Origin of the sequence: Pedobacter suwonensis, assembly GCF_044762335.1 — a bacterium.
Taxonomy (GTDB): Bacteria; Bacteroidota; Bacteroidia; order Sphingobacteriales; family Sphingobacteriaceae; genus Pedobacter.
Map to the genome: position 1 here is coordinate 22,387 of NZ_JBIWEB010000005.1, position 24,212 is coordinate 46,598.

Annotated in this window: 28 protein-coding genes and 1 pseudogene; 17 read left to right on the forward strand and 12 right to left on the reverse strand. The window is 41.2% G+C overall.

Going from position 1 to position 24,212, the window contains the following annotated elements; all coding sequences use genetic code 11:
- Positions 1–20 precede the first annotated feature (20 nt).
- The 10 genes from ACIQXP_RS09705 to ACIQXP_RS09750 all read left to right on the forward strand — a co-directional run bounded on the left by ACIQXP_RS09705 (position 21) and on the right by ACIQXP_RS09750 (position 6,247).
- On the forward strand, positions 21–449 hold the full coding sequence (locus ACIQXP_RS09705; RefSeq protein WP_387505497.1) for a hypothetical protein: 429 nt from the start codon (positions 21–23) through the stop codon (positions 447–449).
- Positions 450–550: 101 nt separating this feature from the next.
- Positions 551–922, forward strand: a complete 372-nt coding sequence (locus tag ACIQXP_RS09710; protein ID WP_387505496.1) for a M23 family metallopeptidase — start codon at positions 551–553, stop codon at positions 920–922.
- A gap of 22 nt (positions 923–944) precedes the next feature.
- A complete protein-coding gene (locus tag ACIQXP_RS09715; RefSeq protein ID WP_184470772.1) occupies positions 945–1,127 on the forward strand; it encodes a hypothetical protein in 183 nt (60 codons plus the stop codon).
- Positions 1,117–2,352, forward strand: a complete 1,236-nt coding sequence (locus ACIQXP_RS09720; RefSeq protein WP_387505495.1) for an ArdC family protein — start codon at positions 1,117–1,119, stop codon at positions 2,350–2,352. Before ACIQXP_RS09715 ends, ACIQXP_RS09720 begins: the two co-directional genes overlap by 11 nt.
- Before the next feature lie 16 nt (positions 2,353–2,368).
- Entirely contained in the window at positions 2,369–3,145 is a 777-nt protein-coding gene (locus tag ACIQXP_RS09725) for a DUF4099 domain-containing protein (protein ID WP_387505494.1), read from the forward strand.
- A 26-nt stretch (positions 3,146–3,171) separates the two neighbouring features.
- Positions 3,172–3,492 (forward strand): hypothetical protein, encoded by a 321-nt coding sequence (locus ACIQXP_RS09730; RefSeq protein WP_387505493.1) that lies wholly within the window; start codon positions 3,172–3,174, stop codon positions 3,490–3,492.
- 9 nt (positions 3,493–3,501) lie between these two features.
- Positions 3,502–4,356 carry a hypothetical protein gene (locus tag ACIQXP_RS09735; protein ID WP_387505492.1) on the forward strand — a complete coding sequence of 285 codons (855 nt, stop codon included), beginning with the start codon at positions 3,502–3,504 and terminating at the stop codon, positions 4,354–4,356.
- Between the two features lie 9 nt (positions 4,357–4,365).
- A complete protein-coding gene (locus ACIQXP_RS09740; RefSeq protein ID WP_387505491.1) occupies positions 4,366–5,196 on the forward strand; it encodes a DNA adenine methylase in 831 nt (276 codons plus the stop codon).
- A 3-nt stretch (positions 5,197–5,199) separates the two neighbouring features.
- Positions 5,200–5,709 (forward strand): DUF1281 family ferredoxin-like fold protein, encoded by a 510-nt coding sequence (locus tag ACIQXP_RS09745; protein ID WP_387505490.1) that lies wholly within the window; start codon positions 5,200–5,202, stop codon positions 5,707–5,709.
- A gap of 10 nt (positions 5,710–5,719) precedes the next feature.
- Positions 5,720–6,247, forward strand: coding sequence for an ADP-ribosyltransferase-containing protein (locus ACIQXP_RS09750; RefSeq protein WP_387505489.1), 528 nt, complete (start codon positions 5,720–5,722; stop codon positions 6,245–6,247).
- Here ACIQXP_RS09750 and ACIQXP_RS09755 read toward each other — a convergent pair whose 3' ends face one another.
- A complete protein-coding gene (locus ACIQXP_RS09755; protein WP_387505488.1) occupies positions 6,248–6,478 on the reverse strand; it encodes a hypothetical protein in 231 nt (76 codons plus the stop codon).
- A 264-nt stretch (positions 6,479–6,742) separates the two neighbouring features.
- Here ACIQXP_RS09755 and ACIQXP_RS09760 point away from each other — a divergent pair, with 264 nt between their 5' ends.
- Both ACIQXP_RS09760 and ACIQXP_RS09765 read left to right on the forward strand, forming a co-directional pair.
- Positions 6,743–6,958, forward strand: a complete 216-nt coding sequence (locus ACIQXP_RS09760; protein ID WP_387505487.1) for a hypothetical protein — start codon at positions 6,743–6,745, stop codon at positions 6,956–6,958.
- 108 nt (positions 6,959–7,066) lie between these two features.
- Positions 7,067–8,542, forward strand: a complete 1,476-nt coding sequence (locus tag ACIQXP_RS09765) for a recombinase family protein (RefSeq protein WP_387505486.1) — start codon at positions 7,067–7,069, stop codon at positions 8,540–8,542.
- Here ACIQXP_RS09765 and ACIQXP_RS09770 read toward each other — a convergent pair.
- The 3 genes and pseudogenes from ACIQXP_RS09770 to ACIQXP_RS09780 all read right to left on the reverse strand — a co-directional run.
- A pseudogene (locus ACIQXP_RS09770) lies at positions 8,532–9,584 on the reverse strand (YifB family Mg chelatase-like AAA ATPase); the annotation flags it as partial. The gene ACIQXP_RS09765 and the pseudogene ACIQXP_RS09770 overlap by 11 nt on opposite strands.
- 351 nt (positions 9,585–9,935) lie before the next feature.
- Positions 9,936–11,273: a signal recognition particle protein gene (ffh, locus tag ACIQXP_RS09775; RefSeq protein ID WP_293745028.1), complete on the reverse strand. Its 1,338-nt coding sequence runs from the start codon at positions 11,271–11,273 to the stop codon at positions 9,936–9,938.
- A 227-nt stretch (positions 11,274–11,500) separates the two neighbouring features.
- Positions 11,501–12,490: a helix-turn-helix transcriptional regulator gene (locus ACIQXP_RS09780; RefSeq protein WP_387505485.1), complete on the reverse strand. Its 990-nt coding sequence runs from the start codon at positions 12,488–12,490 to the stop codon at positions 11,501–11,503.
- Between the two features lie 96 nt (positions 12,491–12,586).
- On the opposite strand from ACIQXP_RS09780, the gene ACIQXP_RS09785 reads away from it, so the two are divergent.
- A complete protein-coding gene (locus tag ACIQXP_RS09785; protein ID WP_293745030.1) occupies positions 12,587–13,318 on the forward strand; it encodes a ferredoxin reductase domain-containing protein in 732 nt (243 codons plus the stop codon).
- A 7-nt stretch (positions 13,319–13,325) separates the two neighbouring features.
- On the opposite strand, the gene ACIQXP_RS09790 is transcribed toward ACIQXP_RS09785, so the two are convergent.
- The 7 genes from ACIQXP_RS09790 to ruvX form a co-directional block, all read right to left on the reverse strand.
- Positions 13,326–14,333: a DUF3078 domain-containing protein gene (locus ACIQXP_RS09790; RefSeq protein WP_090981267.1), complete on the reverse strand. Its 1,008-nt coding sequence runs from the start codon at positions 14,331–14,333 to the stop codon at positions 13,326–13,328.
- Positions 14,334–14,427: 94 nt separating this feature from the next.
- Positions 14,428–14,751 (reverse strand): hypothetical protein, encoded by a 324-nt coding sequence (locus tag ACIQXP_RS09795; protein WP_293745031.1) that lies wholly within the window; start codon positions 14,749–14,751, stop codon positions 14,428–14,430.
- Positions 14,748–15,500 carry a hypothetical protein gene (locus tag ACIQXP_RS09800; protein WP_293745032.1) on the reverse strand — a complete coding sequence of 251 codons (753 nt, stop codon included), beginning with the start codon at positions 15,498–15,500 and terminating at the stop codon, positions 14,748–14,750. The genes ACIQXP_RS09795 and ACIQXP_RS09800 overlap by 4 nt, the downstream gene beginning before the upstream one ends.
- Before the next feature lie 48 nt (positions 15,501–15,548).
- On the reverse strand, positions 15,549–16,391 hold the full coding sequence (locus ACIQXP_RS09805; protein WP_387505484.1) for a glucosaminidase domain-containing protein: 843 nt from the start codon (positions 16,389–16,391) through the stop codon (positions 15,549–15,551).
- A gap of 92 nt (positions 16,392–16,483) precedes the next feature.
- Positions 16,484–17,161, reverse strand: coding sequence for a glucosaminidase domain-containing protein (locus tag ACIQXP_RS09810; protein ID WP_293745034.1), 678 nt, complete (start codon positions 17,159–17,161; stop codon positions 16,484–16,486).
- Positions 17,162–17,239: 78 nt separating this feature from the next.
- Entirely contained in the window at positions 17,240–17,878 is a 639-nt protein-coding gene (locus ACIQXP_RS09815) for an O-methyltransferase (RefSeq protein WP_293745035.1), read from the reverse strand.
- 6 nt (positions 17,879–17,884) lie between these two features.
- Positions 17,885–18,301, reverse strand: a complete 417-nt coding sequence (ruvX, locus tag ACIQXP_RS09820) for a Holliday junction resolvase RuvX (RefSeq protein ID WP_145858237.1) — start codon at positions 18,299–18,301, stop codon at positions 17,885–17,887.
- Between the two features lie 969 nt (positions 18,302–19,270).
- Here ruvX and ACIQXP_RS09825 point away from each other — a divergent pair.
- Genes ACIQXP_RS09825 through ACIQXP_RS09840 form a run of 4 tightly spaced genes read left to right on the forward strand, consistent with a single transcriptional unit; the run spans position 19,271 to position 22,908 of the window.
- A complete protein-coding gene (locus ACIQXP_RS09825; protein ID WP_293745036.1) occupies positions 19,271–20,419 on the forward strand; it encodes a DNA polymerase III subunit in 1,149 nt (382 codons plus the stop codon).
- Between the two features lies 1 nt (position 20,420).
- The gene (gene ricT, locus ACIQXP_RS09830; RefSeq protein WP_387505483.1) at positions 20,421–21,956 is read left to right on the forward strand and encodes a regulatory iron-sulfur-containing complex subunit RicT; all 1,536 of its coding nucleotides are present in this window, start codon (positions 20,421–20,423) and stop codon (positions 21,954–21,956) included.
- Positions 21,925–22,422: a gliding motility lipoprotein GldH gene (locus ACIQXP_RS09835; protein WP_293745038.1), complete on the forward strand. Its 498-nt coding sequence runs from the start codon at positions 21,925–21,927 to the stop codon at positions 22,420–22,422. Before ricT ends, ACIQXP_RS09835 begins: the two co-directional genes overlap by 32 nt.
- Before the next feature lie 12 nt (positions 22,423–22,434).
- Positions 22,435–22,908: a hypothetical protein gene (locus ACIQXP_RS09840; RefSeq protein ID WP_387505482.1), complete on the forward strand. Its 474-nt coding sequence runs from the start codon at positions 22,435–22,437 to the stop codon at positions 22,906–22,908.
- Position 22,909: 1 nt separating this feature from the next.
- Here ACIQXP_RS09840 and ACIQXP_RS09845 read toward each other — a convergent pair whose 3' ends face one another.
- Positions 22,910–24,211: a UDP-N-acetylmuramoyl-tripeptide--D-alanyl-D-alanine ligase gene (locus ACIQXP_RS09845; protein ID WP_293745040.1), complete on the reverse strand. Its 1,302-nt coding sequence runs from the start codon at positions 24,209–24,211 to the stop codon at positions 22,910–22,912.
- Position 24,212 lies beyond the last annotated feature (1 nt).

The following is a 24,212-nucleotide window of genomic DNA, read 5'->3' on the forward strand; positions in this document are numbered from 1 at the left end:
TCTCACTAATCTAATAATATATGGACGATCTATTAGGTATGCCAGTCATGGTGCATCCCCAGCTTACTCAAGATCCCTTTATGATGCGGGGCCAGGCAGGCACAGTTATCGGAGCAGATTTGCACAGCGATACCATTTTTGTAGCATTTGCGAATAAAGGTGCGGGACGATATCAGAGTGATGCATTATTGGTTTTAAAACCGCACAATGAATTGTATAAGGAGCTTCTAGTCAAGGTAAAGCAACTGGAGGTGGCTGACTTTAAGAACTTGCTCAGATTGAGCATGTACCAGAGTACCGGCAGTCCGCGGCAGATAATGGAATCCATGGCGGCTTTGAAAGATAGTCCGCAGGCCCTGGAGTTTGCGACGCGACCTCTTTCGGAAATGTTGGAGCTGGACTATGGTGCTGACCTACAGCAGGGCAATAGCATTGGATTGGGCAGGTAATGAAACGGCTTTGTAATCGCCGGAAAACTGTCAGTCTGTTTTTAATGCTCTTACTTTTCCCGTTTTATTTAATGGCTCAGTTTTGCCTTCCATTAAACTCCATGAATTTAACTTCCGGATTTGGCTGGCGTAAGCATCCTGTTACTGGAACCAAAGATTTTCATAGTGGGGTGGATTTGTCTGCCAGATTTGAGCCGGTCTATGCCATTGTGGATGGCAGGATCACCGCTCAAGGATTTCATCCTATTTTAGGGAAGTTCATTCGTTTGGAAAGAAATGGACTGGAAATAGTTTACGGCCATTTATCAGTTACCGTAGTTGCTGATGGGCAAGATGTACGGTCTGGAGATTATTTGGGACTGAGTGGTCAGACGGGAAGGGTTACCGGGCCACACCTTCATTTAAGCACCAAATTTCGTGGCTATCCTATAAATCCATTACGATTTCTTATAGGCTTAGCATGTAAACAATAATCTTATTATTAATTCTTATTTCATGAACAATCCTTATGAACCTGGTGACTGGTATTATAACCGCTCGCTGGAAAGGAAGCTCCAGCTTCTTGCTGAAGGAGATCAGATGGAGCTAACACCAGAAGAGGCAGCCATTTACGGTGCCGATTATGCGGACGAGTTTCCTGAAGACGAAATTTTACAGGAGGATCAGGATGAGTACTAAAACGGAAACGCCTAAAGCCCTGCACTTACAGGTGGCGGAAAAGCTGATTGAACAGCTTAAGGCAGGAACAGCACCCTGGCAAAAGCCATGGTCGGCAGCAGGTAGTCCAGCCTTTCAGCTTCCTTATAACGTGATTTCCGGAAACCGATATAAGGGAATCAACACTTTCTCTTTGTTGCTCGCAGGATATGACGACCCGAGGTGGATGACTTATAACCAGGCCGCTTCCAAAGATTGGCAGGTTAAAAAGGGGGAACACGGTACAACCATCCAGTATGTACGCTTTTATGATGAACAAACCAAGCGTGATCAGCACGGCAAGCCGATTTTAGATGCAGATGGAAAGCCAGAAAAGGAATTCATCAAGTTGGAAAAGCCGATCATCAACAGCGCAAAAGTCTTTAATGCAAGGCAGGTAGCGGGAATTCCAGAGCTGAAAATCACCAGTTCGGCCGAGCTTGGCTGGGATCCATTAGAGCGTGCAGAACAGTTGATCAAAAGTACTGGTGCCGATATTGTCTATCAGGCGGGTAACCGTGCATACTACAGCCTACTCGCCGATCAGATCACAGTTCCGTTAAAAGCTCAGTTCGACAGCCCCGGAAAATTTTATGCGACGGTACTGCATGAGGCAGGACACTGGAGCGGACACCCCTCAAGATTAGACCGAAGCCTGATGAATAAATTCGGGTCTGAGGGATATGCCAGGGAAGAATTAAGAGCAGAAATTGCATCCTTATTAATTGGGCAAGAACTTCAGATCGGTCATGATCCGGGGCAACACATTGCTTACGTTAAGGATTGGGTCAAAATTCTTACGAATACCCCTTTTGAAATTCACGCAGCTGCCGCTGATGCTGAAAAAATCTTTAACTATCTGATGGACTTTGAGCGAACGCGCGTCCAGAAGCAAGATCAGCAGGAGGGGCTTAAAGTCGCTGAAGTGGAAAAACGACCCGCCAAAAATCTCCAGATGGGAGACCAAATCGGTTATGATAATACCGTCTACCGGGTGACAAGTCTCCTTAAACAAAGCCGCTTTCGGATGGAAAACTTGGGGAATGGAGCTCAGTTTACGCTATCTAAATCCGACGGCTTGTATGCTTCTTTAGTTGAGGCTAAAGCCACACAGGTCAGCAGACCTATCCCTGATGTTACTGCTACAATGGAAAAACAATTTGATCAGGAACCGGAGATCTCTGCGGCGTATGGGCTAAAACGTTAACCTTAATTTTTAATTTATGAAACCTTTATTTTTGGAAAATGAACTGCCAGTAGATGACCTGGTCAGAATTGGGCTTTGGAAAGAGGGCAGAGCCACACTATCTCCAGATGACCTTCGTGCCATGCTTGCAGGACGCCGTACAGGGCTCGTTACCCTAGAAAATGTCCAAGCAGATGGCTTTTTGATAAAGCAATTGGATGTTAAACTTTCCCTCAACAGGTCTGATTCTGGTTGGATCAGTTTGCAGGCGCATCCTATTCATCATGAGATTCAATCCCATCCCTTGTTAACAGAAAAAGACAAGAAGCTGTTGACCGAAGGAAAGGTTGCCAGCATTGGAAAGACAGTGGAAGATCCGAATGGTAGGGCTCAGCACCTGATTTTTGAATATGATGCCGAGACAAAAGAGTTTATCTCCTATATTCCTACCAAGGTTCAGGCTCCTGAGAGAGTTAACGGGGAGTTACTCACCGAAGAGCAAAAAAAAGCGTTTCAGTCTGGCGAACTCGTCGAGCTTTCTGACGGGACATCCTTCCAACACCGTGCTTCGGAACCCAATGGAATATTATCGGATCGTATCGCACTTGTTGTATCCGTCTTAATGGATGGTGGCATCTCCTATTTACTTTTACGAGGTTTGCGTAACCTATTGAGCAACAAAGAGCCTCAGAAAGATGAGTACACCGCTGGCTTTAAAATGGCACTTTCTGCTATGGAACGTCAGCAGGCTCAAAAGGACCTGCCAAATCTTAGTATGCAGGCTCCAGAATATGGACGGACTCGCTCGCGATAGGCATAGCGCTTACCTTTTGAAATCAAATGATTATTCCTGAATATTTTAAACAGAATCTGGAGTTGGAAATTAATGTCTTTGATCACCCTGTAAACGTTGAATATCGCTTTTGGTGGCCAGAGAAAAAGGGTAATGGAAAGGATCCGATGTTTGGTCATGTCGAATTCCGATCTGATTCGGAAATTATTAGTGAGACCGGCTACCGGTCTCATTTTTTTTATACTGATTATCTCAAAGAAACACCATACCGAAATATCAATGAATTCGTACAGGCGCTGGCAGAACATTTTGCAAAGGAAATGGGCTATGAACCACCTGGGCATGGTAGCCAGCTCCGGATGTTTTAATTATTAATTATGAATGAGAAAAATTTTGAGTACCTCAAAAAGTTACTGGACAACCTGGGGTTCGGTAGCCGCTTGAACGCGGTGCTACAGCAAGCTTTGGAGAAAGACTTCAATACCTTTTCGCTGGGTATTAGCAATTCTTACCTGTCCGATGAGGGAAAAATTCTTGGGACGCCAAATAAGGATATCGTCAAATACCAGCTTAACTTTAATAAAAGCAGAAGTTCGGATTCGGTGTTTTTGAACGATTATCGAGTGTTCCTTTTTAAGCCTATGGAAATTACTCCCCGTTCCCATACGTTTGACCTGGAGCGTGACCACCGGATTACAGCATGGCAGGCTTATCGAATGTTGTCTGGGTTTTCCATTGAAAAAAATGTGTTTCCTCCACGTAAGGAGGGGGTTGATGTGCAACAGGATGCCAGGAAGATTTGGATGAAGCTTTCACTGGATGTGCTCGATGCCTATGAACAGCATCCTATGCGCAAATTTTATCCCGAATATGGTTATGACCTTAGTGCCACTTTGGATAGGTACCCCCTTACCAACCTTTCTGGGCCAATTAAAGAAGTTGCCATCGAACATTTGGCCCAAGGCAAACTATTTAAAGCAGAGATGCGTTTGTATGACCAGTTTTTTCCGGTCTACATTGCAGCTAGACCGGAGCTAAGAGCACTTGAAGTCTTCGATAAAGACTTAAACCGAATCCCTGACCAACAGATTTTTATGGACAAGTTAGAGCCGCAGGCTCAAGCGCCGACTTCCGAGCAGGAAGATATAGATGCTGCAGATAGGTCAGTCGGACCGGAACAACCCTGGCAGCAATATCCTACCGATGGTTCCGGTCAGAAAGTTGGACGTTAATATTTTGAGATGATGCGTAAGGTTCGCTTAAAAACACCCATCAGTTATTACGGCGGTAAGCAAAAGCTTGCCGCTACTATTGTTTCCCTAATCCCCAAACATACTCTGTACTGCGAGCCATTCATTGGAGGAGCAGCAGTATTTTTTGCAAAGAGGCCCTCAGCTGTTGAAGTCATTAACGATACCAACCGGGAGCTGGTAAATTTTTACCGGGTAGCCAAGGAAGACTTTGTGAGCTTGGAGAAAGAAGTCAGGATTAGTCTGCACAGCCGGGACATGCACCGCCGAGCATCCGTTATTTACACGAATCCAGATATGTTTTCAGATTTGAAACGGGCGTGGGCAGTATGGGTATTGAGTTCGCAAAGTTTCAGCGCTCAACTGGATGGAACTTGGGGATTCGACATTTCCAGCAATACAACCACTAAAAAGATTCATCATCATAAATCCGGCTTTACTGAAGAACTCGCTATCCGTTTACAGAACTGCCAGATTGAATGTGCTGATGCCCTTTATATCATCGGCAGCCGGGATTCTGAAAACACCTTTTTTTATTGTGATCCGCCATATTATAATTCTGATTGCGGTCATTACGATGGATACAGTCTACAGGATTATGAAAGCTTGCTGTACCTGTTGACTAAGATCAAAGGGAAATTTCTATTGTCCTCATACCCTTCATCAATACTGGAAAAATATACCCGTAACCAGCAATGGCAGAAAATGGCATTCAGGCAAAAAGTATCTGTAAATGCCAAGGCCGGAAACCAAAAAACAAAAACAGAGATGTTGGTGGCAAATTATCCAATTGCGGAGCAATTAAAAATTCTGGAGGCATAGATTATGGCCAATCATGTTTTTAATGAAGTAGAATTCCGTGGCCCAGCTGGCCAGCTCATGATGGCCGCAGATCTTTTCCAGAAGATGGAGGATTGTATTCCCCGGAACGAAGAGGGGCAATGGCCGCCTTTTTTCATTGAAGCGCCAAAGCGGTTCTTCGCTGATATAGATGTTGCTCATTTGCCTGGATCCCTAAAGGTTGATTATCAGACTGATTGGATCCCTAATCCAGAGGATCTTGTCACCATAGCAGTGCACTTTGATCTGAGCTTTGAATCTTCTTATATAGAGCATGGGAACGGCTATTATGGCGCATGTAGGTACCAAGAAGGAAAATTTCTGCATGCCTGGATCGAAGATGACGACTTATTGCTAATTGGTTATGACCCTGGACACGAACATTATACTTTCGGCGATAAGGTGTTTAAATACCAAGGGGAATGTCATAATCACATTTTGAAAGAAAAACTTGACACGCTCGAAAAGTCTGTTGGCTATTCCAGGAGCAGGTAAATTAAATGATATGAAGTTAGAAATTCCGGAGCTGCTCTACCACGGCTCCTATTACGATTTCGGCGATTTTGATGACAGGTTTAGACGTAGTAATACCGGATGGGAAAATACGATACATGGTTTCTTTTTTGCGGATAAGGTGGGAAATGCCTTGCTTTTTGGCCCACGGGTTTATAGTGCCACAGTTTCGATAAACAAGCCGTTAGACTTAAGAATTCAAGGTATTTTTTCAACACTTGAACAGGCACCTGTTATCTGCGAGATTGCATTTGACCGGACACTTCGGCCAAGAGCGGCTCTGTCACTATTGAACAGGGAAATTGGTCTGGGGGAGATTGCTGATCTTTATGATGCATTGAATTCGCAAGAAGCGAATGATATGTTTAAGAAAGCGGGTTATGATGGTATTGTTTCTAGCCTGGGAGATCATCAGAACGAATATATAGCATTTAGAGCCGAACAGATTAAAATTCTACAGGTGCTAGATTACGGGGAAGAAAGGCATCTGAACGAAGTTCATGCAAGGCGCAATTTCTAGTTAAAATCTGGAGCGTTTGTTTTGCAGCGCATTGAAATAGTTGTAAAACAAACGCTCCTTTTCACGTTGTTTTATACGTCTTCTGTTTTTCCCGGTGAGGTATAGCACGAAGAGTACCACCATTGTAAGGGCAACAAGTGGTCCAACAATGGGATTTTTCGCGTTCAGAGATGCGAGTAGCGCGCCTGTGCTGATTATGATGGTAATAAGAAATAAGATGACTGTTTTCATTGTCCTGCAATTATTTTCCAGATTAGTTTCGGCATATTTATACAGCAAATTTTATGCCGTTTACAGATTCGATTTGGGGTTAAAACTTAGTAACTAATTGGTGGTAATGATTTGACGGATAGAAGGTTCGAAAGCTGGTATGTGACACTTTGCCCCCTATTTTTGCCTAAAGGAACAGTTGGGATTGTGTATCTAGAGCCAGCTATTCATACAGGCTCCTCTTTCACCAATCTATTGTGAATCGATTAATTAAAATGCTTCCTAATGAAAGACCAATCAAATCCTCCTCAAGGTGGGGAACTAAAACAAACTAAGCACCATGGAAATAAAGGAATGGCCAGCGGAAGAAAGGTCACACTTACTAAAGAATCAGTAAAGAGATATAGGGTTACTGTAATTTACGTCCCGGTGTCTGACGAAGAAGCGAAAATTAAACGAGCTATTATCGAAACAATTATGAAAAAAACATCTCAAAAATAGTCTTAAGTAATTTGTTGCAAAGTATTGTAAATGAGTGCATTGTTTACTAATTTATTTTAAATTAGCATATTTTTTCGTATCTTTAAGCAACAAATAAATCACCGTGCTATGGAAGACAAAAAACGTGTTGGTATTTGGATAAGGGTATCCACAGACATGCAGGTTAAGGACGATAGCCCAGAACATCACGAACAACGGGCAAAATACTATATACAATCCAGGGACTGGCAGGTTGCCGAGGTATATAGGCTTGAAGCAGTATCGGGAAAGACAGTTATGAACCATCCCGAGGCACAACGCATGCTCAGAGATTTAAGAAGTGGTCGAATTTCAGGCCTGGTGTTCTCCAAACTAGCACGTCTAGCGCGGAGTACAAAGGAACTTCTAGAATTTGCTGAAATCTTCAGAAAAGAGGGCGCTGACTTGGTTTCACTTGCAGAACAAATAGATACCAGTTCTCCTGCAGGTAGATTGTTTTTTACTATCGTTGCAGCAATGGCAGAGTGGGAACGGGAAGAGATCTCAAGCCGGGTAGCTGCATCTGTGCCCGTAAGGGCACGCATGGGCAAACCATTAGGCGGACAGGCAAGCTTCGGTTATAAATGGCAGGATAAAACTTTGGTCATTGACGAGAAAGAAGCACCAGTTCGAAAACTAATCTATGAGATATTTTTGGAATGCCAACGAAAGAAAACCACAGCCAATAGATTAAACGAGTTGGGGCACCGGACTAGAAACGGATCTCAATTCTCCGACACAACTATAGACCGCTTACTAAGGGATACAACTGCCAAAGGAGCTCGTGTTGCAAACCATACAAAAAGTATTGGCGAAGGCAGGAAGTGGGTATCTAAACCGGAGGAGGAATGGATAGTGCTGCCCTGTCCAGCATTAATCGACGAGCAATTATGGGATAAATGCAACTCCATTCTTGATGAACAGGCAATCAAGCGGGTTAAAACCGGAAGAAAATCGGAATACCTGCTTGCCGGATTCGTGAAGTGCCAATGCGGTACATCGATGTATGTTTATAGCAAGGCTAAGAAATTCACTTGCAAAAACTGCAAAAATAATATCTCGGTTAAAGATATGGATGATGTGTATCAACAAGTTCTTAAAGGTTATCTCAACGACGTAAACCCACAGGTCTATCTAGAAGAAATTATGGGACGGCTGAAAGACAAGGAAGTGCTACTTGTTGAAAGTGTTAAAAAGCGAACCCAGTTGCGTAAACAAATGGATGATCTGATTCCACTAAGAATAAATGGAGATCTTGATAGCGACCATTTCGCTGCGGTCTATCAGCCGCTCGTATCTCAGGTTAAGCAACTTGACAAGTCGATTCCTGAACTTCAAGGAGAGATCGACTTTGAGAAAATACAACTTACATCAACTGATTATGTGTTGAAAGAAGCAAAGGAACTGTATAATGAATGGTCAAAAATGCTTTTCCCTCAAAAACGGGCTATTGTTGAGACAATCACGGAATATGTCACCGTTGAAAAAGATAACGTAATTGTGGCAATTTCCCATCTTTCTTCGGGTTCTCCGCTAACAAGTCAACACGACTTCAGGGATTCATAGAGGCTACCAACATAAAGCTGGCCGGATATTCTACTGAAAACCTTGCCCTTGAAATAGCCACTTTACGGTCTTCCAAGGGCTGGCGCATAACTTCTAAAACGGTTCGTTTAAATTCTGGCAATTCATCTAAGAACAGAACACCATTGTGGGCCAGCGATATTTCTCCAGGCTGTGGATTCATTCCGCCGCCTACCAGCGCAACATCACTAATGGTATGGTGCGGAGAACGATACGGACGGCTCGTCATTAAAGCATCGCTTGCAGCGAGTTTTCCGGCTACAGAGTGAATTTTTGTGGTTTCTAAAGCCTCATTTAAATTTAACGGGGGCAATATAGTGGGCAGGCGCTTGGCCAGCATAGTTTTTCCTGCGCCTGGCGGACCAATTAAAATAACATTATGACCACCTGCAGCTGCGATTTCTAACGCTCTTTTAATGTTTTCCTGACCTTTAACATCTGCAAAATCGTGTTCGTAATTGTTGATGTTTTTTAAGAATTCTTCTCTGGTATTTACTTTAACCTGTTCCAGCACTTCGCTTTTGTTAAAGAAAGCTACCACCTGGGCCAGGTTTTCTACGCCATACGCCGTTAAATCGTTCACAATAGCTGCTTCACGAACGTTTTGTTTTGGTAAGATAAAACCTTTAAAGCCATCTTGCTGCGCTTGGATGGCAATTGGAAGGGCACCTCTTATGGGCTGGATACTTCCATCCAAAGACAGTTCGCCCATTATAAAGTAGTCTTCCAGTTCTTCGGCTGGGATTTGCCCTGATGCCGCCAGAATGCCGATAGCAATGGGCAGATCGTAAGATGAGCCTTCTTTTTTTATATCAGCTGGCGCCAGGTTTACCACTATTTTCTGTTTAGGCATGCGGAAACCTGAAACATTGATGGCACTGGCCACCCTTTGCAAACTCTCTTTTACCGCATTATCAGGCAAGCCCACCATATAGTATTTGGTGCCTGCGCTAATATTCACTTCGATGGTTATGGTTAGTGCATTTACGCCATAAACAGCACTCCCGTATGTTTTTACAAGCATTTAGTTTAATTCAAATAAAGTCTTATGTAAATTATTCGGGATGAATATTGATTCTAATATACAGATTATTTAAAAAAAGATCAAGCTTTTGTATCTATTGGCGGATCGTTTTTTACCAGCCATTGTTAAATAAAACTGATTGTACGAATGCCGATTTTTTCTATCGGCAGTAGGGAAAGCAGGGCTGAAACGCCCTATAGAATACCAACATTCATCTCCAAAACCTATAAAACAAAAAATCCCGACCATTACTGATCGGGATCTATATTATTTTAAAAGATGCTGAAAGAAGTTCAGCATGACGAAACTACTAGCCTTACGCACTAAACCCTTTACCCCAAACCTTTTAATCTATCTGCCAAATGGCATTTTAGGCATGCCTTTCATCATGGCTGCTGCGGCTGCAGGATTAGAAAACTGCTTCATCATTTTACGCATGTCTTCAAACTGCTTAATGAGTTTGGTTACCTCTTCAACCTTGCTTCCTGAACCTTTTGCAATACGTAAACGACGACTTTGCTGGATGCTATCCGGATTTTCTTTCTCAAATGGTGTCATTGAATTGATGATGGCTTCGATTGATTTGAATGCATCATCCTGGATATCTACATTTTTCATCATTTTACCTACACCCGGGATCATGCCCATCAGATCTTTCATGTTACCCATTTTCTTGATCTGCTGAATCTGGTTGTAGAAATCGTTAAAATCAAATTTATTCTTACGGATTTTCTTCTGCAGTTCTGCAGCTTCTTTCTCGTCAAATTGCATCTGAGCACGTTCAACAAGCGAAACCACATCACCCATGCCTAAAATACGCGATGCCATACGATCTGGATAGAAAACATCCAGGGCTTCCATCTTCTCGCCAGTACCAATAAATTTAATAGGTTTGTTTACTACTGATTTAATGGAAAGGGCTGCACCACCACGGGTATCTCCATCCAGTTTGGTTAATACAACACCTGTAAAATCTAAATGGTCGTTGAATACTTTGGCCGTATTTACCGCATCCTGACCAGTCATTGCATCCACTACGAATAAAATCTCGTGAGGTTGAGTTTTAGCCTTAACTTCAGATATCTCATTCATTAACGATTCATCGATCGCTAAACGACCTGCGGTATCGATAATGATGATGTTATTTCCATTTTGTTTACCGTGTGCAATACCTTCTAAAGCGATACCAACAGGATCATTTGATGCACGGTTTGCGTAAACAGACACACCCACCGAGGTTCCTAAAACCTCTAATTGATCTACAGCCGCCGGGCGGTACATATCGCCTGCCACCAATAAAGGTTTTTTGCCCTTACCTTTCAGGTGTAGGGCCAGTTTACCGGCAAAAGTAGTTTTACCTGCACCGTTTAAACCTGCAATTAGAATGATGGTAGGGTTTGCTTTTGTATTCAACTCTGTAACTTCACCACCCATTAAGGCCGCAAGTTCATCGTTCATTATTTTGGTAAGCAATTGACCCGGAGAAACGGCGGTAAGTACGTTTTGCCCCAGAGCTTTCTGCCTCACCTCATCAGTAAAGGCTTTTGCTGTTTTATAGTTAACATCGGCATCCAGCAATGCTTTGCGGATTTCTTTCATGGTTTCTGCCACGTTGATTTCCGTAATACTGCCCTGCCCCTTTAATACTTTAAATGCTCTATCTAGCTTGTCCTGTAAATTATCAAACATCTTTTTTTAAGCTAAAAGCCTTATGCCAGAGGGCAAAAAGCTACTTGTTTTTAATAAAAGGCAAATGTATCAAATTTTGCTTGTAAATCGCTGCACCTCAAAGTCAAAAATCTTTTTTTGAAAATGAGCAGTTTATTCTTATTGGAGCTGATTTCGGTCAATCGCTTTAATCTATTTATCGTGATTTTATGGAAAGGCGAAGCAGATTGAAGATTTCCTAATTAGACTTACCTCGCTTTTGCCGGACTTATTCCAAACTTCTTGCTAAAAGCGCTGCTGAAATGCTGTACTGAAGAGTAACCCAGTTCGTCGGAGATATTTTTGATGTCTTTGCTGCTATCGGCCAGCAGCTCTTTAGCACGCATTAATTTATAATCGCTCAAATAACCAAAAACAGTATTTTTAAACACTTCTTTAAAGCCGTGTTTCAGTTTAAATTCATTTATACCTGCGGTTTTGGCCAGTTCAGTTAAAGACGGTGGATGATTGGCATTGGCCAGCAAATATTCGCGGGCATAATAGATCCTTTCTTTATCATAAGCTGATTTAATAGCAGAATTTACGGTTTTCTTAGCTGCTTCTTCAAAAGCCTGAGCCTGTAGCGCGAGCAATTCCAGGCATTTAGATTGAAGAAACAATAACTTTAATCCGCCTGTGAACTGACAATTCATAATATCTTTTATACAACTGTGCATAGCCAGGCTGATGGGGAGGTTTTCTGACGAAATTTCTACCGGGCGGTTGTTCATAATGTTTTCGGCGAAATTCTTTAAAAGGTTGCTGCTCTCACTGGTTAAATCGATAAAGCGGTTTCTTTCAAAATTTACTTCAAAAAATTTATGCGGTTCGTTGGTCTTGAATTCTGCCATTCCGTCAAAGTCGGGGCTATAGATAATATTATGTTGGTTTTCTTTGATATTCAGGCGTTTGTTGGTGAGGTAATTTTCCATGATGCCCCCGCCAGCGAGTGCAAAATGAAGTTCCACCATATCAGGTTCGTCGAAAGCTTTAATGCGCAAACGGCTCTGCTTTACCAGCATATCGCCATAAACAATATAAATGGCCGAAAAAGCAATCTGCACAATCTCTGCATCACCAAATGGAAAACTGTATTTGTCGCGCCGCTCAGTTACCAGCGCCGGTTGAAGTCCAGCATTGTCAAACATGCTTCCTACAGTATAATTCTTATTGTCGCTATCGTAAATCTTTAAGGCCATAAAATCCCTTTAATATAAACTTTAATCCTTTTGATATAAAAAGGGGCCTTAATTAGACCATTACTTTTGTTCAAAGTTACTAAACAAAAAGATACGATGACAAAATTACCATCCTGGCTGGCCGATACAATGGAAAAAGTGATCAGCAATAAAATATATCAGGTAGAGGTTGTAGAAACTAAAATGTTAAGCAGCAACTTAAAGTGTGTTACCTTTAAAGGTGGTTTTTTCGAAACTGAATTTATTCCGGGAATGGAAGTGCTGTTTAGGGTTAACGCAAACGAATACCGTCATTATACACTGTCTGCCTTTGATAAAACGAAAGAAACCTGTGAAGTGATCTTTTATTTAAACAAGCAAGGACCAGGGCACCATCTGGCCGTAAATATCCAAAAAGGAGACCGTTTAAAATTAATTGTAGACCGGGCAAAGGTAAAATACAATGAATCATCTAATCAGCATTTCTTTTTTGGCGATGAGACCAGCCTTGGTTTGTATGAGTCGTTAGGTAAAAAGGTAATTGATGAAGATGTTGAATATTTTGGGGTACTGGAACTTCAGGAAGAAAACCTGAATTCAGTGAAACACCTCAAGTTATTGATTGATACCGTACCGTCTGACCTGAACGCCCCGGCGAAAAATGCCATCAGCTGGATGGAAAATATGCACCCGCTCTGTTGGGAAATGTGGCAAAATGCTACGTTCTATTTAACAGGCAGGGCAAAATCAGTACAGCAGTTTAAACGGTACCTAAAACAAAGGGGCGTAAGCTTTAGGCAGATTATAACAATGCCCTATTGGGAAATGGGTAAAATTGGTGGAGCTTAAGTTGATGTTATCTTGGGAAGGTAAAGCCAAAGCCCAGGGCCAGCGTTTGATTAGCCTGTATTTTATTCGTGTCCATATCTGTATCAAACAACAACACTCCTGTTAAGCTGGTATTCATAAAGCGGTTGATTTTTGCTGTTAGCGCAATATCCAATCTATGGTCGATTTTACTTGGCTTAAATTCCTGATATGGAATAAACATGGCATACCTGGCTTTCAGGTTGGTATTGGTAAAAATATCTTTATCAATTGCACTTACAATCTGGAAAGCAAGTTCATTTTTGAATTTTTTACCTTTGTCTACCCCATAAGCTTCTTTTTTATCTTTTTCGTAAACGGCAGTATCGAGCACGAAAGTCTGTCTGGCTGTACCTGTGCCAATTCGGGTAGAGAAATACTTGACTGGTTTATACTCCAAACCGATTGATTCGGTTAAGTAACCCGGTGACATAAATTTCGAAATCAGCACTTGTTGCTCATCGCCTTTTCCATCTCTATAATACCTGAAACCTTTGTCGAACTGGGATTCGAAACTCACCGATCCAAAGAAGAACCAACTTTTCGATAATTGAAAAGACGCTTTATTATCCCAAAAAATACGGTCGTTGGTTTTCTTTTGCAGCTGATCTTTATTTTTGATTTTGCCATATTGCAAAACCACTTCGCTTACATAACTATAACTGTTTTTGTTATACTCCGCTTTCCAGTTAACCAAACCGCCAACGGCTACCGAATTGGTACCCCCACCCTTCCAGTTGTTACTGAACTGAGCCTGGTTAATGTTGATGCCGATATTGGTTCTTGTTTTCCAGTAATTAATTTTGGCGTTTACCACCAGGGGCTTAATTTTTACAGGTTCAAAGTTTAACGGGCCCTGTCTGCTTGGCAGTGGACTGCGTTTCAATTTAATGTTCAGGTCTTTAGTATTGATTGGAATAGTATCAATTTCCTGTGCATGTAATTGGGTAGAGCAGAAACTTAGAATCAGGATGATGGCAGCTAAACAGTTCTTCATTACCTACAAAGAAAACGAAAAATTTTAGAGATAAAAAGCATTTAACAAAATGATTACCAGAACAGCTATTGGGATAAAAGTAGAGGAAATAGTTTCACCTTATCTTGATCCAGCCATACCAGTTACCATTTTTAAGGTAATTTAAATCAGCTTCATGAGTGTAAGCTTCCTTTTCAAAAACAATATTCCGATAGGCCAGATTGTGTTTTTTGTATCTGATCAGGTTGATCAGATAGTTAAGCAAATATAAGATATAAAAAGGGAATACAAGTAATTCCAACTGTTGACGCAAGTGAATTTTTTCGTGGTTGATAATTTCCTGATCGTTTTTAAACGCTGCCGATTTTAGCAGAATAAATGGAAAGATGGCCATGCCTGCTGCGGGTAGTTTTTTAACAATCAGGACTGGTGCGTTCACAACTTATCAATCGTTATTTTAGGTAATGCAGGCAATTGTAGGGCTTTAGGATTTAACATGTAGCTTTTATAGGCGTTTCTGATGAAAAGATTAAAAGCATAATCTGTAGCATCCAATACAAATTGATAGGTTGGACGGTATTGCTGCATAAAATCAGTCAGTTCAGCGTCTTTTATGCCAAGTACCTGACTGACCAGATTGGCGTTGAAGCGATAATCGATCAGGTCTTCACGATAATCTTTTTCCAGGACTTTTTGCAAATGACGGGCATTTCTCCCCTGCCTGCTTAACAGGTTATAAATGGCATCGATACCTAAGCCAACACCGCCGTTGCCTAAATTCAATAAATCTTTACTACTACCTTTTAAGGTTTGATAGCGGTATTCCTGAACATTTTTTTCATATTGCTGCTGCGGGGCCAATCTTTTTTGTTGAATAACTACATCACGTAATCTGATACCGAGCGATCGGAGTTGAAAATATGCAGCAGTTTGCCCTTTGAAAACAATCGTATCTACACCATAGCCTGATAAAGCTGCAACCAAGGTATCGCCAGGAAGAGCAAACGTGCTAAATTCGCCTTTTGTGTTGTTGTATAAACCGTCACCAGTACGGACATTATAAATATAAACCTTCGCTAAGCGCTGCTTGGTTTCTTTATCAATGACAATACCCTGCACAGGTTTATTTTGTGCATAAAGCCACGTAGAGAAGCCAAAAACAAGTATAAAAGGAATAAAAAATTTCATTCAGCTATAAAACTACAAATATCTTGCTGGCTATTTTTTTACTTAACATTATTTAACCTTCAATGTTTGGCCTATTTTAATGGTTTCGGTGGTCATTTCGTTCAGCATTTTTAGCTCATCAACGGTTAAATTAAAGCGTTTGGCTATGTTGTAAAGTGTATCACCTTTAACAACGGTATAAGTGCCGTCGGCAAGGATCGGTTTAGCACCGGCAGGTGGCGTTTCTACAGGGGTAAACTTAGCCTTTTCCTGGGGGATATTTTTATTGATTTCTAAAAAAACACGATCTTCTCGGGCAATTTTTTGCTTTTCACTTTCCGGTTGATCGTATTGGTAAAGCTGGTATTTTTCAATGGTATTGATTAACAAGTCCGGATATCTTGGATTGGTTGCATAACCTGCGGTTTTCAACCCTTGCGCCCAGCTCTTATAATCATTTTTGTCTAATTGGAAAAGAAAACTGTAGCGCTTGCGCTTTAAAAATTCAGAATGGTCCCTGAACGATTCGCGGGCATCTTTATAAACCCTAAAACAGTCATTTTTCTGGTCGTCATCACGGAAATAGTTTTTTCCCTTCCAGTCTGATGTACATTTGATGCCAAAATGGTTGTTGGCATACTTGGCCAGATCGCTGTTTCCACTACCCGATTCCAGGATTCCCTGTGCCAGAGTAATGCTTGCCGGAATTCCCGCTGAGTTCATTTCTTCTATAGCCACACCTTTAAATTCATCAATATAACTTAAGGTGTTGTAACTCTTATAATTGTTGTTGTTTGCTTTGTTCGCTTCTTTTTCAATCTTTTTATTGTTTTTAGCAAACTTTCTGGTGCCGCAGGAACTAAAAAAAACAAGGATTGCTGCGATTAAAAGGTAATGATGATATGAACGCATTATATGGTGATGTTTAATCGGTTAATGGTTTAATTGATGAACTGTGGACTGAAAACTGGTTAATTGTGAACTCATGACTCCCAGCTCCCAATTCAAAACTTAATTCGCTGTCCTGGCTTTAAATTTGCCTTTTTAATACCGTTTTTTTGCATAAGGGATTTAACGGTTGTGCCTTTCTTTTTGGCGATAATACTTAGATTATCGCCAGATTTAACCGTATATAACTTTGTTTTTCTTTTATTTTTTGCCCGGCGGTGTACAGGAGCTGCATAAACAGGTTCTACATAGCCCTCCGGCCGCTCATCGTATTGATAGAGTTCGTATTTTTTAATTAAGCCAATTACCTGACTGGTCCAGCTTCTGCTATGGGCATAGCCACAGCGGCGGATGCCATAAGTCCAACCTTTGTAATCATACTGATCATACTTCCCAAAAAGATTGTTAAAAGGCGCCCGCGTTTCCATAATTTCTACAAAATGGCTGTAAGATTCGTCGGCATTTAAATAATCACGATATGAGGAACGGATTTCCGCGTTGTTATTTGGTCCTTTTACACCAAAATGGTTGTTGAGGTGCTGTGCGATTTTACTGTTTCCGGCGGCAGATTCGTGAATGGCAACAGCTAAAATAACGCTGGCCGGAATTTTATGATCATGCATTAAACCTTGTGCACACGCTACATGTGCTGCAATATAGTCTTCAGTATTCTGTGCTTTCGCAATAATTCCTGTTAAAAGGAACAGGCAGAAAGTAAAGATTTTTTTAGTCATGGTTAACTGTACAAATTATTTAATTGGTTAACTGTACGATTAACCGGTTAAAACAATTAACCGATTAACCACAATATATTAAGCTTTCTTTCTGATCACAAACAAACCATCCCGCACCGGTAAAATTAATTTCTCAACACGTTCATCTGCAGCTATCTTGTCGTTAAAACTAGTAATATTTCTAGTGTCTTTATCCTGTTTCTCCTGAAGTACTTTTCCACTCCATAATACATTATCAACAATGATCAGCCCGCCTGGGCGAACACGGTCAAAAATGAGATCATAATATGTACCGTTGTTTTTTTTATCTGCATCGATGAAAACAATGTCGAAAACTTCATCTAAACCTGCAATCGTAATAGTAGCATCGCCGAGGATGTAATGAATCTGATCATTATAGGCTGATTTGGCAAAGTTATGGCGAACCATGTCTTCCAGTTCTTCATTAATATCCAGCGTATACATTAGGCCGTCTTTAGTTAATCCCTCTGCGAGGCATAAAGTCGCATAACCGGTAAAAGTGCCGATTTCCAAGATCCTTTTAGGGGAAACCATTTTACTGAGCATGCTCAATACCCGGCCCTGGTAGTGGCCGGAAAGCATGCGGGGCATTAACACTTTAAGGTTGGTTTCGCGGTCTATGTGTTGAAGCAATTCGCTTTCAGGCTCGCAATAGGCAATTAGTAAATCCTGTAAATCGTTGTTTATTAGGCTCATTTTTGGTTATAAACGGTTACTTTCCATAAAATATTGTAAAATAATGGTTGCGGCAATTGTATCTACCCGGTCTTTGTCTCTTCTGTCGGTTTTTTTTAGCCCGCTCTGCATAATGGCCTGCTGCGCCATTTTAGAAGTAAAACGTTCATCAACCCAATGCCTTGGGATATCGGGAAATGATTTTTTCAGCAGCGTAGCAAAACCTTTCACGTGTTGAGCAGAATCAGACGGCGAACCATCCATTTGTTTGGGATCGCCTAATACAAAGGCCTCAACCTGTTCGTTAAGCATGTATTTTTTAATATATTCGATCACATCTTTAGGATGTACCGTGTCCAGGCCTGTTGCAATGATCTGCAATGGATCGGTTACGGCAATGCCGATGCGTTTTGTTCCGTAATCAAATGCAAGGATCCGTGCCATACAAGTTAAGCATTGGGTGTTTGGCGTAAAGCGTTTACCACCAGTTTAAAAAATAAAAGCCCAAAGGTAAGCTTTTTGAAATATTCGGTAAACATAAGCGGTAATGTGCTGGTAACGTGCGTGTTATTTGCTCAAAAATTGATTCGTTCTGTTTTTTGGAAAGCAAAACCTGTAGTACTTTGGTATATATGGCCCTGCTGTATGCTTTATCCCGATGAAAAATCCTACCGTGTGGACACAATTAATGATAATATTTTTCTGCCGCTCTATGCCGCGGTGGCATGGTACTTTGGAGCGCCAAAGTGCCCAAAGCGCTCCGTCAATCCGGCAATGAGCCTTTTGCACAATCCCTTGCGCATCAAAAAAACATCGGTCACTTTGTTTTGTGTTCATATATTTTTTAAAATATTTAAACCATCTTTATGAACACAAAACCACTACGTTTCAGGTTTGTTAGTGCTAATTTATCTGACCTGCAACTGTTTTTTTGATTTGCCTGGCTCTTGGGATTGACGACGTTCTTCGCTCAAAGCTGTAGTTTTTCAAAGCAGGCATAGCATGATGCCCAAACTATTCTTAAAAAGATGTGTCCACACGGTAGGATGAAGGATCGGGATGTCCGCTCCCATCAGATTTAGTTGATACAGGCCAGTGCGGTTGGGTAAAATTGGGTAGTGCGCTATTTGATGTTTCCGAAGCATTACTGATTTTGTTAAATAAACCTGATAGAACGGAAAGCCCGGAGCGCAGCGAGGACTTGGAGAGATAGCAGGACTGCATTTGCCATTGGAACAGAACCAGTCATTTCCAAAAAATAATAATGAAACTTCGCTATCGCTGTATGATGGGCAGGCAAGCCCTTAAATCTTGAAAACTTAAGGGACTGCTACCTGCCAAAATATGTACGCTGAACGTAAGAACATGGTCACTTGTGTGTGAATCTCATATCTATTTCTTATTTTGCACCAAATGCAGTTTAAAGAAATCATCGGACAGGAAAGAGTAAAGCAACAATTGGTGCAAACGGTTAAGGAAAACCGCATTAGCCATGCACAGCTGTTTTTGTCGCCTGCCGGTTCTGGAGCTGTACCCCTGGCTATTGCCTATGCGCAATACATCAATTGCCTAAACAAGGGTGAGAGTGATAGTTGCGGAGAATGTTCGAGCTGCAGAAAGTACGAGCGTTTAATTCACCCTGATCTGCATTTCTCCTATCCTTTTTTCGCCTCGGCAAGTGTAAAAACGGCGGTGGATGTGCTGGAAGAATGGCGGGGCATGTTACTGCAGGATCCTTATTTTGATATGGATATCTGGCGTTCTAAACTCGATGCAGCCAATAAACAGGCCAATATTAATATCGCCGAATGCCACGATATTATTAAAAAGCTAAGTTACAAAGCCTTCGAAGCCGAAACCAAGGTTTTAATTATGTGGCTTCCCGAATACCTGGATAAGGCCGGGAATGCCCTGTTGAAATTAATTGAAGAACCGCCGGCAAATACCTTATTTATTTTAATCGCCCAAAGTCAGGACCAGATTTTAACCACTATTTTATCCAGAACGCAGATTGTAAAGATCCCAAAACTCTCTTCGGAAGAGGTGACCGGGTATCTGTTAAATTCGAGCGGATTAACGGAACATCAGGCTATTGATTATTCTTTTTTAGCCGACGGGAATTTAATTGAAGCAAAAGCGCTTGCAGCAGATACACAAAGCGATAGTTCAGGTACATTTACGGCCTGGTTAAGGATGGGTTTTGGCAATAAGGTACCCGATTTAATCGATTTTACCGATGAGGCGGCAAAGTGGGGAAGAGAAAACCAGAAGAATTTTTTAAAATATGGCGTAAATTATTTACGCGAGTGCTGTTTAATTTTAAGTGGTGCCGAAGAATTGGTCAAATTACCGCCGCTTACCTTTGAAACCGCCAAAAAACTCAGTACACATGTGCTTACCTTGCCCATGGCAGAGGCCATTATCAGCGAACTGGAAAAGGCACATTACCACATTGAAAGAAACGCGAACCCGAAAATTCTGTTTTTAGATGTATCTTTACAATTGGTAAAAATTATCAAGTTTAAAACGCTCCCTGCGGGGACTCAATATATATACAATTAATATGGGATGTGGAAGTTGTTCAACAGGCGGTGGTTGCACCCCTAATGGATGCAAAAGTAATGGCTCATGTGGCACCGGTGGTTGCCAGACAATGGAAGTGCACGATTGGCTGTCTAATTTGGATATGCCTTCTAATTATAAACCTTTTCAGGTTACAGAGATTAAATTTAAGGGCTCTCGTAAAGAGTTTTTCCTCAATAGCGATAATATTTACCTGGAAATTGGAGAACTTGTTGCCGTTGAAGGACCAACAGGTGGTTTTGATGTAGGACACGTTTCGCTTACCGGCGAGCTGGTGCGGATCCAGATGAAACGCCGCAAAACGACTCTTGATCAGGTAACCAAAAGAATCTACCGTAAGGCTACTGAAGCCGATGTGGAGAAGTGGAATGCCGCCAAAGGAATGGAATGGGAAACCATGCACAAAGCAAGAAAACTGGCATTGGATCTCCGTTTGCAGATGAAAATCAGCGATGTGGATTATCAGGCCGATAAAACGAAAGCTACTTTCTTTTATACTGCTGATGGACGTGTGGATTTCCGCGAACTGATCAAAAAAATGGCAGAAAGTTTTCGTATCCGCATTGAAATGCGCCAGATTGGGATGCGACAGGAAGCCGGCCGTTTAGGTGGAATCGGTTCATGCGGTCGCGAGTTATGTTGCTCTACCTGGTTAACCAATTTCAAAACGGTTTCTACCGCTGCGGCACGGTATCAGAATTTATCATTAAATACCTTGAAGCTTGCCGGGCAATGCGGTAAATTAAAATGCTGCTTAAACTATGAGCTGGATACCTATCTGGATGCGTTGAAAGATATTCCAGATAGGATTGAAAACCTGGATACTGAGGCGGGTTTTGCTCGTCACCAAAAAACGGATATTTTTAAAAAAATCATGTGGTTCAGTTATCAGGGCGATGAAAACTGGATTCCGGTTAAAGCTGCACGTGTAAAAGAGATCACGGCGATGAATAAGGCGGGTAAAAAAGCACCGAACTTAAAAGAAGAAGCCGTTCAGATTGCTGCGCCTGTTGTGGTAGAAAAATCATTTGATTACGAAAATGTTGTAGGCCAGGATAGTTTAACCCGCCTTGACGAACGTTCTCGTGGTAAAAACAACCAGAACAGGAACAACCAGAAAAATAACCGCAGTAATAACCAGAATAAGAGAGAAAGAATTACTGCCGGAGAAAAAAGCCCAGGTGCTAATAACGGGCCTCAGCAGCCTCAACAGGTTACCCAAAAAGCGCAAAAAAGTGGAAAACAACAGCCTAACGGAGGAAAGCCACAACAAAATTCTGGTCAAAAGCCTCAACAGGCGGTACCGAAGCCGCATCATGTAAATGGACCCAAACCGCAAAATAACAAACAGAAGCAGCCACAGGGCCCAAAAACAATAGTTAAAACTGAGGAGAATGTTGGCGTAGATGGTGCCAGGCCAGAGCAGAGCAAAAGTAAAAACAGAAATAACCGTAGGAAAAACAATAACCGCCGAAACAATAATAATGGCTCAGAAAATAAACCTGCTGCTGAATAAAAGGCAAATCATTTTACTTGCCTTTTTATGGATGGTTACCCTTTCTGTGGGTTGCACAAAAAGTGTAGTTGATAGCAATGTAGAAATTGCCGACCGCAGGTGGACTTACCGAAACCATGTTTCTACAACTTTTGATATTAAAGATAATACCAAAGCGTATAATATTTATTTTAAGTTAAGGCATACCGCTAATTATAAATATGCCAATATTTTTATCCTGGCCCATTTTAAAGATGGTAAAAAGGTGGTAACCAAACGTTATCAATATAAACTGGCCAAAAATGACGGCGAATGGTTGGGTAGCGGTTCAGGAAATGTATTCAGTTATACCCTACCCATGTTGACCAACCATTATTTTCCACGAAATGGTAAGTTTGAGATTGAGATTGAACAGAACATGCGCGATAATCCACTCCTGGAAGTGAGTGATGTTGGTTTAACTGTAAGTGAATCCTTAACTAATTGAAATTAATCATTCGTGAAAATACCTCTTTTTAGATTACTCTTTTTGGGTTTAATCTTAACGCTTTCATCATGTGTAACTGTCTATCAGCTCAGCCCGGCGAAAAACAACTTCAACTACAAAAACAATATGGAATATGAAGTTTATGGAATGACTTCTGCAAGTCAGCAAGCTACAGGAAACAGCCGCATAGTTGCCAAAAAAGGCTATACCTTTGTTCGCGTAAAGACGAAAGTGACTAACAAAACCAACGAAACCATTGATTTAGATTTCTCGGAGGTTTCATTACTGGATCTTGTAAATAAGGTAAAATATCCGGTCTCTTTTGTTTACCAGGCCACAGTTGTATCAATACCAGCAAAAAATAAAACAACTTTAGGTCCTCAAAAAAGTTTAAAAAGAATATTGCTGATCAGCTATCCAGATAAAATGAAGCCGGAACTTTTAGAAATTAATGGTGAAAGGTATGAAATTCAGTTTTCAAAGTAATTTATAGGTGTTTTAACAGGTTTTCCAGTTTCATTCCCCGCGAGCCTTTGAGTAATACTAAATGATCATGAATTAAATTTTCTTGTAAGTACCGGTCAGCCTCGGCCGGCGTTTCGAAGAATATACCTTTAAAATTGCCTTTAAATGCATAGAAATCCTTCCCGATGAAAATGATTTGATCTAAACCACTTTCATTGGCTTGTTTTGCAATAAGTTCATGCTGATTTGGGGACTCAGGGCCTAATTCAAACATATCTCCCAATATGGCAGTCTTTTTATCGGCTGATATTACCGATAGATTTTTTAAAGCCGCGGCCATACTGCTTGGGTTGGCATTATAAAAATCACAGATCACCGTATTTTTCTCCGTTTTGTTGAGTTGCGAACGGTTGTTTTTCGGTTGATAATTTGATAAGCCAATATTTATTTCTTCAGGCGCCATTTCGAAAAAATCTCCTATGCAGATTGCAGCCAGAATATTTTCGAAATTATAACTGCCGGTTAGATTGGTTTTTATCGATGATGAAACCTCATGATTGGTCCAGCTCACTTCGATAAAAGGATCGCTGCTTTTTAATTCCCCTTTAATGGCATTTCCATTTTCGGTTCCATAATAAATGAGCTTGTTTAAACCCGCGGTCATGCTCATTTCAAGCAAATGCGGATTGTCTCTGTTGATAAAAGTATAACCATTGGTTTGTTTAAGGTAAGTATAAAGTTCTGCCTTACCTTTTTTTACGCCTTCAAAGCCACCAAAACCATCTAAATGTGCCATGCCAACATTGGTAATAATGCCATGGGTGGGTTGTGCTATAGTAGACAGTAATTCTATTTCTTTCTGGTGGTTTGCGCCCATTTCAATTACAGCAATCTGCACATCATCTGTAATAGATAGTATGGATAGCGGAACACCAATATGATTGTTCAAGTTACCAAAAGTGGCAAAAGTTTTATACTGTTCAGATAAAACCGCATTTATAAGTTCTTTGCTCGTTGTTTTTCCATTACTACCCGTTAAACCGATAACCGGTATACTAAGCTGTTTGCGGTGATGGCGTGCCAGATCCTGTAAACAGCTTAGTACATCCTCAACCAGTAAAAACCTATCGCTTTGCGCATATTTTTCTTCATCAATTACAGCAAATGCAGCCCCTTTTTCTATGGCCTGGGCGGCAAATTCATTGGCATTAAAATGATCTCCCTTCAAGGCAAAAAAGATACAACCGGGTGTAATGTTTCTTGTATCAGTGGATATGGTTGAGTTTTTCTGGTAGTGTTCGTATAATTTTTCGGTTGTAATCATG

Coding starts and splice junctions, on each gene's coding strand:
- ACIQXP_RS09705 (WP_387505497.1), top strand. CDS start 21: ATGGACGATCTATTAGGTATGCCAGTCATGGTGCATCCCCAGCTTACT.
- ACIQXP_RS09710 (WP_387505496.1), top strand. CDS start 551: ATGAATTTAACTTCCGGATTTGGCTGGCGTAAGCATCCTGTTACTGGA.
- ACIQXP_RS09715 (WP_184470772.1), top strand. CDS start 945: ATGAACAATCCTTATGAACCTGGTGACTGGTATTATAACCGCTCGCTG.
- ACIQXP_RS09720 (WP_387505495.1), top strand. CDS start 1,117: ATGAGTACTAAAACGGAAACGCCTAAAGCCCTGCACTTACAGGTGGCG.
- ACIQXP_RS09725 (WP_387505494.1), top strand. CDS start 2,369: ATGAAACCTTTATTTTTGGAAAATGAACTGCCAGTAGATGACCTGGTC.
- ACIQXP_RS09730 (WP_387505493.1), top strand. CDS start 3,172: ATGATTATTCCTGAATATTTTAAACAGAATCTGGAGTTGGAAATTAAT.
- ACIQXP_RS09735 (WP_387505492.1), top strand. CDS start 3,502: ATGAATGAGAAAAATTTTGAGTACCTCAAAAAGTTACTGGACAACCTG.
- ACIQXP_RS09740 (WP_387505491.1), top strand. CDS start 4,366: ATGATGCGTAAGGTTCGCTTAAAAACACCCATCAGTTATTACGGCGGT.
- ACIQXP_RS09745 (WP_387505490.1), top strand. CDS start 5,200: ATGGCCAATCATGTTTTTAATGAAGTAGAATTCCGTGGCCCAGCTGGC.
- ACIQXP_RS09750 (WP_387505489.1), top strand. CDS start 5,720: ATGAAGTTAGAAATTCCGGAGCTGCTCTACCACGGCTCCTATTACGAT.
- ACIQXP_RS09755 (WP_387505488.1), bottom strand. CDS start 6,478: ATGAAAACAGTCATCTTATTTCTTATTACCATCATAATCAGCACAGGC.
- ACIQXP_RS09760 (WP_387505487.1), top strand. CDS start 6,743: ATGAAAGACCAATCAAATCCTCCTCAAGGTGGGGAACTAAAACAAACT.
- ACIQXP_RS09765 (WP_387505486.1), top strand. CDS start 7,067: ATGGAAGACAAAAAACGTGTTGGTATTTGGATAAGGGTATCCACAGAC.
- ffh (WP_293745028.1), bottom strand. CDS start 11,273: ATGTTTGATAATTTACAGGACAAGCTAGATAGAGCATTTAAAGTATTA.
- ACIQXP_RS09780 (WP_387505485.1), bottom strand. CDS start 12,490: ATGGCCTTAAAGATTTACGATAGCGACAATAAGAATTATACTGTAGGA.
- ACIQXP_RS09785 (WP_293745030.1), top strand. CDS start 12,587: ATGACAAAATTACCATCCTGGCTGGCCGATACAATGGAAAAAGTGATC.
- ACIQXP_RS09790 (WP_090981267.1), bottom strand. CDS start 14,333: ATGAAGAACTGTTTAGCTGCCATCATCCTGATTCTAAGTTTCTGCTCT.
- ACIQXP_RS09800 (WP_293745032.1), bottom strand. CDS start 15,500: ATGAAATTTTTTATTCCTTTTATACTTGTTTTTGGCTTCTCTACGTGG.
- ACIQXP_RS09805 (WP_387505484.1), bottom strand. CDS start 16,391: ATGCGTTCATATCATCATTACCTTTTAATCGCAGCAATCCTTGTTTTT.
- ACIQXP_RS09810 (WP_293745034.1), bottom strand. CDS start 17,161: ATGACTAAAAAAATCTTTACTTTCTGCCTGTTCCTTTTAACAGGAATT.
- ACIQXP_RS09815 (WP_293745035.1), bottom strand. CDS start 17,878: ATGAGCCTAATAAACAACGATTTACAGGATTTACTAATTGCCTATTGC.
- ruvX (WP_145858237.1), bottom strand. CDS start 18,301: ATGGCACGGATCCTTGCATTTGATTACGGAACAAAACGCATCGGCATT.
- ACIQXP_RS09825 (WP_293745036.1), top strand. CDS start 19,271: ATGCAGTTTAAAGAAATCATCGGACAGGAAAGAGTAAAGCAACAATTG.
- ricT (WP_387505483.1), top strand. CDS start 20,421: ATGGGATGTGGAAGTTGTTCAACAGGCGGTGGTTGCACCCCTAATGGA.
- ACIQXP_RS09835 (WP_293745038.1), top strand. CDS start 21,925: ATGGCTCAGAAAATAAACCTGCTGCTGAATAAAAGGCAAATCATTTTA.
- ACIQXP_RS09845 (WP_293745040.1), bottom strand. CDS start 24,211: ATGATTACAACCGAAAAATTATACGAACACTACCAGAAAAACTCAACC.